We start from the raw sequence: 15830 nt of genomic DNA on the forward strand, positions 1-15830 counted from the left end.
TCAACTGCCTACATTTACCTTACAGGCCTCAGCGCTGAGCTTTTTAGCTCGTTCAAAGGCCAAATCCAGGGTTTCTAGACTGTTCTCTGGGTCGATCTCATCAATGAAGCCGCTGCGTACCATCAATGATGACGGTTGGCTGTTGGCGCAACAGACCAAGAGCTGACCACCATGTTTATTCAGAGAATTATTCAAGGCTTTTAAAGCATCAATACCGCTGGTATCAATATTGATCAATTGATGCATTTCCAAAATGATCACTTTTGGTTTTAAGCGATTTGGATCTTGAGGGTTGAATAAGTCTTCAACTTTATCGACCGCCCCAAAGAATAAAGATCCATAAATGCCATAAGCCTCAACACTGTTTTTTAAATCAAATGAATCATTCAGTGGTAAATCATCTTCATGGGCGAATGATTCTGGAAGCTCCAATTTTTCAATGCGAGTCAATGATGAAATTCTGTAGATAAAGAAAATGCACGCCAAGATAAGACCAACTTGCACTGCCACGGTCAGATCAAAAATGATCGTTAAGAAAAATGTGCCCAACAAAATCAATTGGTAGGTGATGTGGAATTGTTTCAAGCGTTTGAACTCAGTGCGATCAAACATATTCCATGCAATGTAGATCAAGATGCCTGCCAAGCATGGCATAGGAATATGGCTAGCAAAAGGTGCGGCAATGATCATGATCAATAAAATCACCACCGCATGAATCACCCCTGACACGGGTGTTTTTGCTCCAGCTTTGGCATTGGTCGCTGTTCTAGCAATGGTTCCTGTCACAGGTAGTCCGCCAAAGAATGGCACCACCATGTTAGCAATGCCTTGTCCCATCAACTCTTGATTAGGATCATGTTTATCGTCACTCAAGTTATCTGCAACTCTCGCGCACAGTAAAGATTCAATCGCTCCAAGAATGGCAATCGTCAGAGTTGGTGCAAACAGTTGTTTGGCTGTTTCCCAATCAAAGGCTGGGATTTTGGGGCTCGGTATTTGATTGGGAAGCTCACCAAAGCGACTACCAATGGTCTCTACAGGGATATCCAATACGTAAACCAAAATGGTGATCGACAGAAGGGCGACGATGATGCCAGGAACAAAGCTGATGGGGTGCCAAATGCGGGCGACTAAGGCGCTGACTTTGGGCCACAGAATGATCAAAGCCAAAGTGCTCAAAGCGATCGCAAATGCAAAGAGATTGGCGGTGTTGGCGTATTGATAAAACGCATGAATTTGAGAAAAGAAATCCGCCGGTAACTTCTCAACTTGTAAACCAAAGGCATCTTTGATTTGAGATAGACCAATCAATACCGCTATGCCGCTGGTGAAGCCAATGATGATGGCCACAGGAATGAAGCGAATCAAATTGCCCACGCGAAACAAACCCATGGTGAACAACAAAACTCCGGCAAAGAATGTTGAGAGTATTAAGTTGGCAACGCCGTATCGTTCAACGATCGCGTAAACAATCACGACAAAGGCGCCGGCTGGACCGCCAATTTGAACTTTACTGCCACCAAAGACTGAAATTAAAAAACCACCAATGACTGCAGAGATCAAGCCGGCTTCAGGTTTAAGTCCTGAGGCAATCGCAAATGCAATCGCTAAGGGAAGAGCAATGACGCCAACGGTGATGCCACTGCTTAAATCGCTGATAAATGTTTGGCTGTTGTAGCCCTTAGCGGCGTTGACGATTTTAGGTCGAAAACGCGCTAGGTTCATCATTGTTGATTGGCTGCGATGAGTTTTTCTATCATGACCGGATCAATTCTCGTCATCAAGTGCTGATAAGGATTGATCGCTTGCTTTGACGATAGGGACTTGTTCACATCATCCCAAGACATCGGTGGGATGTTGAAGAAACTTTCAACGCCTGCAGCCACATTTGGCACCACGGGTTTGAGGTACAAGGTCAAACGTCTGAAGGCTTCTAAAGTGATGCTACAAATAGTTTGTAGCTCTTGTTCTTTGCTCGGATCTTTGGCGATTTCCCATGGCTTGTTGCTGTCAACAAATCCGTTGACCAAGTCAGCTAATTCCATCACACGACGCAAAGCTTTCGCGTATTCACGTGTTTCGTATAGGTCAGCAATTTCATCTTTGGCATCGGCCAACTGACCGAGCAGTGGGTGACTCATCGCTGCATCATCAACGATGCCGCCAAAGCGTTTGACTAAGAATCCAGCGCTGCGACTTGCGATGTTGATGTATTTGCCTAATAAGTCACTGTTCACGCGCGCAGTGAAGTCTTGTAAGTTCAAATCCAAATCTTCCATGCTGGCATTCAGCTTGGCTGCAAAGTAATAGCGCAACCACTCTGGGTTCAAGCCACATTCAATCACGCTGTGGGCGGTGATGAAGGTGCCGCGTGACTTACTCATTTTTTCGCCATCAACCGTTAAGAAGCCGTGGGCAAAAACATTGGTAGGTGTGCGGTAGCCAGAGAAATGCAAAGTCGCAGGCCAGAACAAAGTGTGGAAATACAAAATATCTTTACCAATGAAGTGGTACTGCTCAGTGGTTGTGTCTGGTTTGGTCCATTCGTTGAAGTCCAAACCTTTTTGTTGGCATAGATTTAAAAAGCTGGCGTAGTAGCCAATTGGTGCATCTAGCCACACATAGAAATACTTGCCTGGCGCATCTGGAATCTCAAAGCCAAAGTAAGGGGCGTCTCTAGAAATATCCCAATCACCTAGTTGGCTCTCACCTGGCTCGCCGACCCATTCTTTCATTTTGTTGCGAGCTTCCACTTGCAGCGGAGTTTTAACCTGAGTCCACTCTCTGAGGAAGCTTTCGCAACGTGGATCAGATAATTTGAAGAAGTAGTGATCGGATACTTTGCGGATCGGTGTTGCGCCACTGACCACAGAGAAGGGGTTCTTTAGATCTGTGGGGGCGTAAGTCGCGCCACACTTTTCGCAAGAATCGCCATATTGATCTTTGGCGCCACACTTGGGGCACTCGCCTTTGATGAAGCGATCTGGCAAGAACATTTCTTTGACGGGGTCATAGGCTTGTTCAATGGCACGTTTCTCAATCAAGCCAGCTTCACGCAGCTTGATATAAATCTCTTCTGAAAGCGTCTTGTTTTCAGCGCTGTCTGTGGAATAGTAGTTATCAAAAGAGACTAAGAAATCATCAAAATCTCTTTTATGTTCTTTCCAAACATTGGCAATCAGCTCTTTGGGCGTGATGCCTTCTTTCTCAGCGCGCAGCATGATGGGAGTACCATGCGTATCGTCAGCGCCTACGTAATGAACTTCATGCCCGCGCATTCTTTGGAATCGAACCCAAATGTCGGTTTGAATGTATTCCACCAAATGACCAATATGTATTTGACCGTTGGCATAAGGTAGGGCTGAAGTGACTAAAATTTGGCGCATAGGCATGGATTTTAGTCTGCGGATATAGTTGAGAGCTGAAAAAACAAAAAAAGCACTAGGAGATAAGAGTGACGGTTACGGTAGAAAACATACAAAATGCGCTTAAAAGCGTTATAGATCCTAATACTGGCAAAGATTTGATTTCTTCTAAATCTGCTAAAAATATCAAGGTTGATGGCTCTGATGTGAGTTTGGATGTAGTTTTGGCCTATCCAGCCAAGAGTCAGATTGACCTTATACGAAAACTGGTTATTACCGCCTTGCGAGAGGTTCCTGGAGTTAAAAACGTCAGCACCAATGTGACCATGAGCATCGTGGCTCACACGGTTCAACGCGGCGTTAAGTTGCTTCCTAATGTAAAAAATATCATCGCCGTATCAAGCGGTAAGGGTGGCGTGGGTAAATCCACAACGGCTGTTAACTTGGCCTTGGCCTTGGCTGCAGAAGGCGCCACAGTAGGTATGTTGGATGCTGATATCTATGGCCCTAGTCAACCAATGATGTTGGGCATCACCGGTCGCCCTGAATCAATTGCTGAGAACACCATTGAGCCGATGGAAGGCCATGGCTTGCAAGCAAGTTCGATTGGTTTTTTGATTGACCCAGACAGTCCAATGGTTTGGCGTGGCCCGATGGTCACATCTGCGCTTGAGCAGTTACTTCGTCAAACCAATTGGCGTGATTTGGATTATTTGATTGTTGATATGCCACCAGGCACTGGTGATATTCAATTGACCTTGTCTCAAAAGGTGCCTGTCACAGGCGCTGTGATCGTGACAACTCCACAAGACATCGCTTTATTGGATGCTCGCAAAGGTCTCAAGATGTTTGAGAAGGTAGGCATTCCGATCATCGGCATCGTTGAAAACATGAGCATTTATGTCTGCCCTAACTGTAATCATCAAGAACACATCTTTGGTCAAGGCGGTGGTCAAAAAATGTGCGCTGACTACGGCGTTGATTTCTTGGGCAGTTTGCCTTTGAACTTGTCGATCCGTGAACAAGCTGACTCTGGTCGCCCAACGGTGGTGGCTGATCCTGATGGCGCTATTAGTGCTATCTACAAAGGAATTGCTCGCAAGATTGCGATTCAAGTGGCAGAGATGTCCAAGGACATGAGCAGCAAGTTCCCAAGCATTGTTGTGCAGAACACCTAAATCATGAAGCTAAAACTTGCCGTCGTGATGCGCAAAGACTTCTTGGATAACCCATGGCAGTCTTACCGCTGGGTTTTGGATGAAGTTGTGTATGACGTCGGCCAGTTCGCACATAAAACTCCTGACCATATTCTTTCTGATCGCCCTGCAATCTGTATGCGAAGCGATGAGAAAACGGAGCGATGGTTGTACACAGGTTTTGAAATTCAGTTGTACAAGGACGAAGCAGAAGGCTATTACTTAAATTCAACATCGACAAAGCCAGCATGGTTTGTGATGTGGCGTCTTGAAGATCATCCAGAGGGTGGTGATCCAATCGCCGTTCCTCACTTCTTGAGCATCAGCTACTACGAAGCGGGTCGTTTGCTGGATGGTGGTGAGACAGTTGAGAATGTTCCTTTGGATCCTGATACTGCAGGATGGTTGGCTAATTTTGTCGCAGAAAACTACAAGCCTGAACCTAAGAAACGTGCCCGTCCCGTTTCATTCAAGGGGGCGCACAGACCAAAGGATGAGGCGAGCTAATGGCTGGGTTTTTAAATCGTTGGTCGAAAAAGAAATTGGGCGCAGAGCCTGAGTTATCTCCTTCAGAGTTGGCTGAGAAGCAATCACTTGCGCAAGATTCAAAAGGTTTAAAAGATCCAGCATTGGGTGAGCAGTCATCCGAGAAAAATCTAGAGCCAGTGGCTGGCGCTGCCCAAGCACAGGAAGTTGCGCCAACGCTTGAAGATGTTCTCAAGCTTACCCAAGATTCTGATTTCTCCGCATACGTCAAGCCAGGCATTGATCCTGAAGTGCAAAAGGCGGCGATGGAAAAGTTATTTTCTGATCCTCGCTACAACGTCATGGATGGCTTGGACATTTACATTGATGATTATTCAAAGCCTGACCCAATTCCTCTAGAGATGCTCAAGAGAATGAATCAATCAAAAATGCTTGGTTTATTTAAAACAGCTGAAGAAAAGCTGGCGGATGAAGAGGCTGAGCGAATTGAAAGAGCCGATTATCACCAGCGTTTGAAGGTTTTGGAGGACAAGGAAGCTGCCGATGAGAAAGCCCTTGCTGATGCAAATTCGGAGACTGATGTAAGCCCTAGTGCTATAAATGCTGAAAATTCGGCAAAATCACCAGAATTGACTGATTCTCAAGAATCAACAGAAGTTCCGGTGGTGAAAGCAGAAGTTAAGACTCAAACAAAAACATAATTAGTTAATCGAACCAGGTCTAGGCCTGGTTATTGAATATAAAAAGCCAAGTGTTTTGATTAAATGGCTGAAGGTAGAGGATGACAAAGAAGACGCTCGTTTGTAGCTGTAATCAAACCATGCCCATTGATATCGTGCAGATAGCCAAAGGCATGGGTGTAGACAGTAAAAATATTTCACTCAGCAACGCCTTGTGTAGACAAGAGGTGGGCACTTTCATTTCGGCCTCTCAGGGTTCGGATGAGATTGTGTTGGCTTGTACTCAAGAAAAACGTTTGTTTGATGAGGTTGCCAGCGAACAAGAAAAGCCGCTGATTGCCCCAATTAAATTTGTGAACATCCGAGAAACTGGCGGATGGTCGGCAGATGCAAAAAATGCAATGCCAAAGATTGCTGCTTTATTGGCCATGGCCTCATTGCCAGAACCAGAGCCAGTCAATACAGTGAGCTATCAAAGTAGTGGCCGCGTATTGGTGATTGGCCCGGGGGATGCTGCCATTCAATGGGCTGAGCGCTTATCAAAAACCATGAGTGTTGGCGTGCTTTGCACCGATAAAGGTTCTTTGCCTCAGCTTCGCGAGTTTCCTGTTTATAGTGGCAAGATCAAAAACCTCAAAGGTTATCTTGGCGCATTTTCTGTTGAGTGGACTCAAGAGAATCCGATTGATCTTGAGTTGTGTACTCGCTGTGGCGCTTGTGTGGATGCTTGCCCAGAGAATGCGATCGATCTCAGTTATCAAATTGACTTGAATAAATGTAAGAGCCATCGCTCTTGCGTGAAAGCTTGTTCTGCAATTGGCGCTATTAATTTTGATCGTGTTGATACAAGCCGCACTGATTCATGGGATTTAATTTTTGATTTATCAAAAGATCCAATCTTGAAGATGAGTCAACCACCGCAAGGTTATTACGCTCCAAAATCAGATCCATTAGAGCAAGCCATCGCAGCATCTGAGTTGATGGGCATGGTGGGTGAATTTGAAAAGCCTAAGTTTTTTGCCTACAACGAAAAAGTGTGTGCTCATGGACGCAACGGCAAAGTAGGTTGCTCTGCCTGCGTTGATGTTTGTTCGACAAAGGCCATTGAATCTCAATTCAGAGATGGCAAAGGCACAGTCAAGGTCAATCCAAATCTTTGTATGGGTTGCGGCGCTTGCGCGACCGTCTGTCCATCGGGTGCGATGCGTTACAACTACCCAAGCGTTCCTTACCAAGGTCAGCAGATCAAAGTGATGGCCAAAGCTTATCAAGCTGCTGGCGCAAAATTGGCACCTAGTTTGTTATTGCACAGCAATGGCAAGGGCCAAGAGTTGATTCAATCTTTGGGTCGTCTTGCCGCCACAGATAAAGCCAACTTCAAAGGCTTGCCTGCTCATTTGATTCCGTTTGGTTTGCATCACAGTGCATCAACCGGTATGGACCTATGGTTAGGCAGTTTGGCTCATGGCTTTGGCCAGGTAGCCATTTTGTTGAGCGGTGAAGAAGCTCCTGAGTACCAGCAAGCTCTAAGCACTCAAGTGACTGTGGCTCAATCCATGCTCGAAGGTTTGGGTTATGCGAAAGACAGCATTGTTTTGTTGCAAGCTGACAATGCTCAAGCTTTAGAAAAACAAACGGCTGCTTTGTCTGCAAAGACAGCTTTGTGTCCAGCAGCAACCTTTGCATTCGCAAATGAAAAGCGTGAAACATTGGAGGCTGCTTTAGAGCATTTGATGTTGCATGGTTCAATCAAAGTCACGAATGAGAAGCCTTTGCTTTTAGCAGCTGGTTCTCCAATTGGTGGTGTGCTTGTTAATCAAGATGCTTGTACTTTGTGTATGTCTTGTGTGGGCGCCTGTCCAGAAAGTGCCTTGCGCGACAACCCAGATGCGCCACAGCTATCAATGATTGAGCGCAACTGTGTGCAATGCGGTTTGTGTGTTCAAACTTGTCCTGAAAATGCTTTGACATTAGCGCCTCGTTTGCAAACCACTGAGATAAGAAAAAAGACTGTTGTACTCAACGAAACAAAGCCGTTCCACTGCGTCAGTTGTGGCAAAGCTTTTGGTACGCTGAAAATGGTTGAGTTGATGGTTGGCAAGTTGTCCTTGCACGCCGCATTCTCAGGCGCAGCAACTGAACGTTTGAAGATGTGCAGCGACTGTCGCGTGATTGACATGATGAATAAACCTAACGATAACGATGTGGTCTGATGAGTGATATGGAAAAAAAATTAGATGAAGAAGTCACTTCTTTAAGTACTGACGGATTAGAAGAGGACGTTGCTCGCGCCGACCTTTATGGTTTATTGGCAACACTTTTCTATCAAGCCCCTGATGATGATTTGCTGCATCGTATTGCAGCATCTGCTGCCTATGGCACTGGATCAGAAGCCCCAGACACTGCAGCCTTGACTCAAGCGTGGGATGAGTTGGTCCGAGTTGCCTCATCATCTGCAGCCAAGGAGTGGGCGGATGAATATCAAGAGCTTTTCATTGGTATTGGTAAGCCAGAAGTATTTTTGTACGGCTCTTATTACCAGTCAGGCTTCATGAATGAAAAGCCACTCGTGCGCTTGCGTGATTCTTTGCAAGAGTTAGGTCTTGAAGCTGCTGAAAACATCACTGAGAGTGAAGATCACATTTCATCACTGAGTGAGGTGATGCGTTATTTGATCGCTGGAGATGATTTGGCAATTGCTAACCTTACTCAGCAGAAAAAGTTTTTTGATGAGCACTTGCGTTCTTGGGTCCAGGAATTGTGCGATGCAATAGAAGTACACCCTTTGGCCAATCATTACAAGTCAGTTGCCATGCTCGCTAAAGCCTTTTTTGAGGTAGAGGCTTATGCCATGGACATGGTTGAATAAAGTTATAAAAAATCAATATATTTTTTACTTAACCGTTTTTGCAAAAGGCTTGTTGATTCAGACTCAACAAGCCTTTTTGACTTAGGGAAACCCCTAGTCAAGTATTTGATTTGTCGTGTGCAAAAAAAATAATAAAGGTTTATAGTTAGACCATAAATGCAAGTGTTACTTTTGTAATTTAGTGGCAGATTGTTAAGAATTAATAGGAGATAGTTATGAGTGAAAACAAACACAAAGATTCGCGCAGAAAATTCTTTGTTACAGCAGGTGTTACTGCAGGTGCAGTAGCTGTTGTGTCTCAAACCCCATTGGGAACAGCGATTGCTGAGCAAGCCTCTACCATGATGGAAGATAGCAAGGGTTACAAGTTATCTGATCATGTCCGTAAATATTACAAAACTACACTCGTTTAATTTTTAAACGAGTGTTTTTTTATTTCTCTTGAATCTTTGAGGGTTTATCCATGAGTCTGATTCGTAAAACATCACAACAAGCAGTTGCTGCTTCTCGTCACTCTGCCCAAATGGTTGGCAGCTTAGCGCGCAGTTTGCAATCCGCGATCCCAATGATGGATCGTCGTACTTTCCTTAAGCGCTCAGGCGTTGGTGTGGGTGTGGGTTTAGCCGCATCTCAACTAACCTTGGTGCAAAAAGCCAAAGCTTCTGCAGGAGCAAAGGTTGACGGTAAGGGTAAGATTGAAGTTAAACGTACGGTTTGTACACACTGTTCAGTTGGCTGCGCCATTGATGCAGTAGTTGAAAACGGCGTTTGGACTCGTCAAGAGCCAGTGTTTGATTCACCAATCAACTTGGGCGCACACTGTGCCAAGGGTGCTGCGATTCGTGAACACGGTCACGGTGAGTTCCGCTTGAAGTACCCAATGAAGCTTGTGAATGGCAAGTACGAAAAAATCAGTTGGGATCAAGCGCTTGATGAAATCACAGCAAAGATGAAGAGCTTGAGAAAGACTTCAGGTCCAGATTCATTGTTCTTCATTGGTTCATCAAAGTACAACAATGAACAAGCTTACTTGCTACGTAAGTTCGTTTCTTTCTTCGGTACAAATAACACTGACCACCAAGCGCGTATCTGTCACTCAACAACAGTGGCTGGTGTAGCGAATACTTGGGGTTATGGTGCGATGACCAATAGCTATAACGATATGCAGAACTCTAAGGCTGCTATCTATATTGGTTCAAACGCTGCTGAAGCTCACCCTGTTTCTGTCTTGCATATGTTGCATGCCAAAGAGTCTGGCTGCAAGATGATCGTGGTTGATCCACGTTACACACGTACAGCAGCTAAAGCTGATCAGTATGTGCGTATTCGTTCAGGTTCAGATATTCCATTCTTGTTTGGTGTGCTTTATCACATCTTCAAAAATGGTTGGGAAGATAAGAAGTATCTTAATGACCGTGTTTATGGCATGGAAGATGTTAAGAAAGATGTTCTTGAGAAGTGGACACCAGCTAAAGTTGAAGAGGCTTGTGGTGTGCCAGAAGCTCAAGTTTTCCAAGTGGCTAAAACATTGCATGAGAACCGTCCAGGAACTATCGTATGGTGTATGGGTCAAACTCAGCACACGATTGGTAACGCGATGGTGCGTGCCTCATGTATTTTGCAGTTGGCACTAGGCAATATCGGTAAGAGTGGTGGCGGTGCAAACATTTTCCGCGGTCACGATAACGTTCAAGGTGCTACTGACGTTGGTCCTAACCCTGATTCATTGCCAGGCTACTACGGTCTAGCAGCAGGATCATGGAAACACTTTGCTGGTGTGTGGGGTGTTGATTACGAGTGGATCAAGTCTCAGTTTGCTCCAAACATGATGGAGAAATCAGGTACAACAGTTTCACGTTGGGTGGATGCTGTGCTTGAGAAAAACGATCTCATCGATCAAGACAATAATGTGAAGGGTGTGTTCTTCTGGGGTCATGCTCCAAACTCACAAACTCGCGGTCTTGATATGAAGAAAGCCATGGATAAGTTAGAGCTATTGGTTGTGGTTGATCCATACCCAAGTGCTACTGCTGCGATGGCTGCGATGCAGGTTGAAGGTGCTCAGGTTAATAAGGATCGTGCAGTTTATTTGTTGCCTGCTTGCACACAGTTTGAAACTGTTGGTTCAGTAACAGCATCTAACCGCTCAATTCAATGGCGTGAAAAAGTAATTGACCCATTGTTTGAATCAGTTCCTGACCACGTGATCATGCAAGCAATGGCCGACAAGCTTGGTTTTGGCAATGAGTTGTCAAAGAACTACAAGATGTTGAAGAGCAAGTTTGCTGGTAAAGAGTGGAAAGAACCAGAAGTTGAATCAATTTTGCGTGAAATCAACAAGTCTGTTTGGACAATTGGTTACACGGGTCACTCACCAGAGCGTTTGAAAGCTCACATGCGCATGATGCATGTCTTTGATGTGAAGACATTGAAGTCTAAGGGTGGTAAAGATCCAGTGACTGGTTACGATACAACTGGTGATTACTTCGGTTTGCCATGGCCTTGCTACGGTTCACCTGAAATGAAACACCCAGGTAGCCCAAATCTTTATGACACCAGCAAGCACGTGATGGATGGTGGCGGTAATTTCCGTGCCAACTTTGGTGTAGAAAAAGATGGCAAAACTTTATTGGCTGAGAATGGTTCTTACTCTAAGGGCGCTGACATCAAGACTGGTTACCCAGAGTTTGATCACGCACTTGTTAAGAAGCTTGGCTGGTGGGATGAGTTAACTGATGCAGAGAAAAAAGCTGCTGAAGGTAAAAACTGGAAGACGGACGTTTCTGGTGGTTTGATTCGTGTGATCATGAAGAACCACGGTTGTCATCCGTTCGGCAATGCTAAGGCACGTGCAGTAGTTTGGAACTTCCCTGATCCAATTCCACAGCACCGTGAGCCTTTGTATGGCACACGTCCAGACTTGGTTGCTAAGTACCCAACACATGATGACAAGAAAGCTTTCTGGCGTATGCCAACGCTTTACAAGTCAATTCAACAGAAGAACGTTGAAGACAAGTTGTATGAGAAGTTCCCGATCATCCTTACTTCAGGTCGTTTGGTGGAGTACGAGGGTGGTGGTGAAGAGACTCGTTCAAACCCATGGTTGGCTGAGTTGCAACAAGATAACTTTGTTGAAATCAACCCAGCGGCTGCTAACAAGCGTGGCATTCGCAATGGTGAATATGTTTGGGTTAAATCTCCTACAGGCGCAAAGATCAAAGTGAAAGCTTTGGTGACCGAGCGTGTTGCTGCAGATACAGCATTCATACCGTTCCACTTCTCTGGATGGTGGCAAGGTAAAGATATGTTGGATGCTTATCCAAAAGGTGCTGCACCGATCGTACGTGGTGAAGCTGTGAATACTGCAACAACTTATGGTTACGACAGTGTGACCATGATGCAGGAAACCAAGACAACAATTTGTCAGATTGAGAAGTTCGCTTAATAGCGGCGGAATTTAGGAGACGATAATGGCAAGAATGAAATTTATCTGCGATTCAGAGCGCTGCATTGAGTGTAATGGTTGTGTGACAGCGTGTAAGAATGAGCATGAGGTACCTTGGGGCGTTAATCGCCGTCGTGTTGTAACAATTAACGACGGTCAAATTGGCGCAGAGAAATCAATCTCAGTTGCATGTATGCATTGTTCAGATGCACCATGTATGGCTGTATGTCCAGTAGATTGCTTCTACAGAACTGATGAAGGTGTAGTGCTTCACGATAAAGATATTTGTATCGGTTGCGGCTACTGTTCATATGCATGCCCATTCGGCGCGCCACAGTTCCCAAGCGCTGGTACATTCGGCCTTCGTGGCAAGATGGACAAGTGCACATTCTGTGCTGGCGGTCCTGAGAAGAACGGTACTCAAGCAGAGTTTGAGAAGTATGGACGTAACCGTCTATCAGAAGGCAAGTTACCAGCCTGTGCTGAAATGTGTTCTACCAAAGCGTTGATTGGTGGTGATGGCGATGTGGTTGCAGATATTTTCCGCAATCGTGTTGTTAAGCGTCAATCAAATGGTAAAGCAGCTGGTGCCAACGTATTCGGTTGGGGCACTGCTTACGGTAAACCACAACAAGCTCCAGGAAAAAAATCATGATTAAAAGAATTTCTTTAACTGCAGCTTTAATCGCAACAACATTCACACTTGGGGCATGTTCTGAAGTGCCTCAAACTGTGGTTGCAGCAAAAAAAGGCGATGAAAAAGCTTATGTTGCTGCTGACAACAAATATGTTGAAAAGGGTTGGACTTCGGGTGATCAAGTTAGCTGGGAAAAACAGCTAAAAACTCGTAGCCAAGGTCAAGACGATTACGTTAAAGCTAAGTAAGTTACTCGAGTAATTTAGGAGACGGTATGAGAATTACAATAAGAAACTTACTCGCCAGCGTTGTACTTTCTGTAACAGCTTCAGTGGCATTTGCGCAGGGGGCAGCTCCTGCTGCAAAGCCACAAGTTGAATCTGTGAACATCTTGGAAGTAAATAAGGATGTTCAGGCTCAACGTGAGGCCGGTGAAAATAAACCTGGTAGCAATCAACCAATTTGGAAAAATGTTAATTCTGATGTAGCTCACACAGTTAATTTCCCGAACAAGGAAATGGGTGTGTTGATTCAGAAGTCTGGTCAGCAATGGCGCCTTATCCGTAACGGTGTGATCACTGTTTGGGGTGGTTGGTTGTTAGTGATCATGGCTGGTTTGATTACAACTGTGTTTGTGATCAAGGGTCAAATCAAATTGCACGAACCTAAGACTGGTCGCTTAATCAAGCGCTTCAGTGGTTTAGAAAGATTCTCACATTGGTTAATGGCGTTCAGCTTCTTGGCGCTTGCATTCACTGGTATCTTTATTCTTTGGGGCAAGTTCTTCTTGTTGCCAATCATGGGTGGTGCTGCTTACGGCACATTCTTGTTGGTGATGAAGAATATTCACAACTTCACAGGTCCTTTGTTCACAGTTAGCATCCTTTTATTCTTCGTCTTGTACGTTAAAGACAATATTCCGAATAAAGGCGATTTAACTTGGATAGCTTCATTTGGCGGTTTATTGTCAGGTAAGCACATCCCATCTCACCGCTTCAATGCTGGTGAAAAGATTTGGTTCTGGGGTGGTGTAACAGTTCTTGGTTTAGTTGTATCTGCATCTGGTTGGGTTTTAGACATGATTGTTCCGATTCCAGGTATCGAATACTGGCGCGGCACAATGCAGTTAGCTAACATCATTCACGGTGTTGCGGCAATTGTGATGACTGTCATGGCCATGGGTCACATTTATGTGGGCTCTATCGGCATGGAAGGTGCATTACAAGGCATGAAAACTGGTTACGTTGACGAAGCTTGGGGCAAAGAGCACCATGAACTTTGGTACGACGATGTCAAATCTGGAAAAATAAAATCATAAATCCACGAAAGAGATTCCTATGAAGAAATTATCATTACTACTCGTAACTTTGATGACATCAGGTTTGGTGATGGCTAAGTTACCTGCTCCAACTCCAGAAGCTGCAGCTGCAGCTGCTTTGGCTAAAGCTAAGGCAGATCATGCTGGAAAAGTTGGTAACTATCAGCTTTGCAAGTCACAAAATGATGTGGCCAATAAGTACAAAAAAGCCGGTGCTCCTGCCCCAGCAGCTTGTGCAAATCCTGGTCCATTTGTGGCTCCTACTGCAGCACCGGCTCCAGCCGCTGCACCAGCAGCTAAAAAGTAATCAGCTTTAAAATCCTAATCAGTAACTAAGGTATCTTAGTTACTGATTTTTTCTTTTAAAGAACTAACAGTGGTTAAATTATCCAAAGCCGTCGCCCCCTTGATCAGTGAAGTCAAAGTGATCGATGAGCAGGGCCGTGAGAAGCTCATTCATATTCCGGGTGAGCGACCGCTTACTATTTATTTGGATAAAAAAGAATTGGTCACTCTCATGACTCTTGGGGGTGCCCCAGAGGCTTTGATTTTGGGCTATTTGCGTAATCAACGCTTAGTTCCTTCCATTGATTACATTGAAAGTATTCAGGTCGACTGGGACACTGAATCAGCTGCTGTTACCACCAAGGGAAACACGGTTGATATTGAAGAAAAAACCAGCCGCAGAGTTGTGACAACGGGGTGTGGTCAAGGAACTATCTTTGGTGGAATCATGGATGACATTGACTCGATTCAGTTGCCGGAAAATGCTCAGATCACGCAACCTGCTATTCATGAAATCGTTGATCACATCAGAACCAGGTCATCAATTTATAAGCAGGCCGGCTCGGTCCATGCATGTGCGGTATTTAAAAACAATGGCAATAGTGTTGAGTTATTACACTTCATCGAAGATGTTGGTCGTCACAATGCGGTTGATTCAATCGCGGGTTTGATGTGGCTTGATGATCAGTCCGGCAATGATTTAATTTTTTATACCACTGGCAGATTAACCTCCGAGATGGTGATCAAGGGTGCTCAAATGGGCATACCATTTTTATTGTCACGCTCAGGCGTGACTGCCATGGGTTTGGAAATGGCCAACAAGGTCAATATGACATTGTTCGGACGCTGTAGTGGTCAGCATTATTTGGTTTATAGCGGCGTTAATCGTCTTAATACAAAGGAAGTAAATGTTCATACCGCGTGATGTGATTTCAGGCTTGGTGCTCTCTGGTGGTCAAGGTCGTCGAATGGGCGGTACAGACAAGGGCTTGCAGCAATTCAAAGGTGCGCCGATGGCGATGCACACGATCATGCGTTTAGAGCCTCAGGTAGATGTTGTGAAAATTAACGCGAATCGCAATTTGGCGGCTTATGAATCACTCGGTGTTTCAGTTTTGCCAGATGTGATTGGTGATTTTGCAGGCCCTTTGGCAGGTTTTCAGGCGGGCTTAGAAAACTGTGAACATCCTTATTTGGTAACAGTGCCATGTGATTCGCCAAGATTCCCGATGGACTTGGTTGAGAAACTTTCCGAAGCACTAATCATTCAGGATTTAGATTTGGCCTATGCAGCCACGATGGAGAATGGTGAACTAAGAACTCATCCGGTTTTTGCTTTGATGAAATCTTCAGTGACTGATAGCTTGTTGCCATTTTTATCAAATGGTGGAAGAAAGATTGATAAGTGGTTTGAAGCCATGAAAACAAATTACGTGGTGTTCGATGATGTTGCTGCTTTTGCCAATGTGAATACCGTGGAAGAGCTACGAGCACTTCAGGGCTAAGCTTTGAAGCGATTAATTTTGCAGCTTTGGCGCACGAGCGCTGA

Annotated in this window: 15 protein-coding genes; 13 read left to right on the forward strand and 2 right to left on the reverse strand. The window is 44.9% G+C overall.

What is annotated here, in order from left to right; translation table 11 throughout:
• Both GQ367_RS02170 and metG read right to left on the reverse strand, forming a co-directional pair.
• Positions 1-1728 (reverse strand): SulP family inorganic anion transporter, encoded by a 1728-nt coding sequence (locus GQ367_RS02170; RefSeq protein WP_251370189.1) that lies wholly within the window; start codon positions 1726-1728, stop codon positions 1-3.
• A complete protein-coding gene (gene metG, locus GQ367_RS02175) occupies positions 1725-3392 on the reverse strand; it encodes a methionine--tRNA ligase (protein WP_215291093.1) in 1668 nt (555 codons plus the stop codon). Before metG ends, GQ367_RS02170 begins: the two co-directional genes overlap by 4 nt.
• Positions 3393-3454: 62 nt before the next feature.
• On the opposite strand from metG, the gene apbC reads away from it, so the two are divergent.
• The 13 genes from apbC (at position 3455) to mobA (ending at position 15786) form a co-directional block, all read left to right on the forward strand.
• A complete protein-coding gene (gene apbC / locus GQ367_RS02180) occupies positions 3455-4543 on the forward strand; it encodes an iron-sulfur cluster carrier protein ApbC (RefSeq protein WP_215291095.1) in 1089 nt (362 codons plus the stop codon).
• Between the two features lie 3 nt (positions 4544-4546).
• Positions 4547-5068 (forward strand): DUF3305 domain-containing protein, encoded by a 522-nt coding sequence (locus tag GQ367_RS02185; RefSeq protein WP_215291097.1) that lies wholly within the window; start codon positions 4547-4549, stop codon positions 5066-5068.
• Positions 5068-5748, forward strand: a complete 681-nt coding sequence (locus GQ367_RS02190) for a DUF3306 domain-containing protein (RefSeq protein ID WP_215291099.1) — start codon at positions 5068-5070, stop codon at positions 5746-5748. The genes GQ367_RS02185 and GQ367_RS02190 overlap by 1 nt, the downstream gene beginning before the upstream one ends.
• An 80-nt stretch (positions 5749-5828) precedes the next feature.
• On the forward strand, positions 5829-7940 hold the full coding sequence (locus GQ367_RS02195) for a 4Fe-4S dicluster domain-containing protein (protein ID WP_215291100.1): 2112 nt from the start codon (positions 5829-5831) through the stop codon (positions 7938-7940).
• A gap of 8 nt (positions 7941-7948) precedes the next feature.
• Positions 7949-8596 (forward strand): molecular chaperone, encoded by a 648-nt coding sequence (locus GQ367_RS02200; RefSeq protein ID WP_251370219.1) that lies wholly within the window; start codon positions 7949-7951, stop codon positions 8594-8596.
• A gap of 215 nt (positions 8597-8811) precedes the next feature.
• Positions 8812-9009: a formate dehydrogenase gene (locus GQ367_RS02205; protein ID WP_215291104.1), complete on the forward strand. Its 198-nt coding sequence runs from the start codon at positions 8812-8814 to the stop codon at positions 9007-9009.
• Positions 9010-9119: 110 nt separating this feature from the next.
• Positions 9120-12041: a formate dehydrogenase subunit alpha gene (locus GQ367_RS02210; RefSeq protein ID WP_251370220.1), complete on the forward strand. Its 2922-nt coding sequence runs from the start codon at positions 9120-9122 to the stop codon at positions 12039-12041.
• Between the two features lie 25 nt (positions 12042-12066).
• A complete protein-coding gene (gene fdh3B, locus GQ367_RS02215) occupies positions 12067-12696 on the forward strand; it encodes a formate dehydrogenase FDH3 subunit beta (RefSeq protein ID WP_215291108.1) in 630 nt (209 codons plus the stop codon).
• Complete coding sequence (locus GQ367_RS02220; RefSeq protein ID WP_215291110.1) at positions 12693-12926, forward strand: hypothetical protein; 234 nt, start codon at positions 12693-12695, stop codon at positions 12924-12926. The genes fdh3B and GQ367_RS02220 overlap by 4 nt, the downstream gene beginning before the upstream one ends.
• A 26-nt stretch (positions 12927-12952) precedes the next feature.
• A complete protein-coding gene (locus GQ367_RS02225; RefSeq protein ID WP_215291112.1) occupies positions 12953-13996 on the forward strand; it encodes a formate dehydrogenase subunit gamma in 1044 nt (347 codons plus the stop codon).
• Positions 13997-14015: 19 nt separating this feature from the next.
• Entirely contained in the window at positions 14016-14303 is a 288-nt protein-coding gene (locus tag GQ367_RS02230) for a hypothetical protein (protein ID WP_215291114.1), read from the forward strand.
• A gap of 69 nt (positions 14304-14372) precedes the next feature.
• Complete coding sequence (locus tag GQ367_RS02235) at positions 14373-15206, forward strand: formate dehydrogenase accessory sulfurtransferase FdhD (protein ID WP_215291116.1); 834 nt, start codon at positions 14373-14375, stop codon at positions 15204-15206.
• Positions 15190-15786 carry a molybdenum cofactor guanylyltransferase MobA gene (gene mobA / locus GQ367_RS02240; RefSeq protein ID WP_215291118.1) on the forward strand — a complete coding sequence of 199 codons (597 nt, stop codon included), beginning with the start codon at positions 15190-15192 and terminating at the stop codon, positions 15784-15786. The genes GQ367_RS02235 and mobA overlap by 17 nt, the downstream gene beginning before the upstream one ends.
• Positions 15787-15830 lie beyond the last annotated feature (44 nt).

It is taken from the genome of Polynucleobacter sp. MWH-CaK5 (assembly GCF_018687615.1).
Classification (GTDB): domain Bacteria; phylum Pseudomonadota; class Gammaproteobacteria; order Burkholderiales; family Burkholderiaceae; genus Polynucleobacter.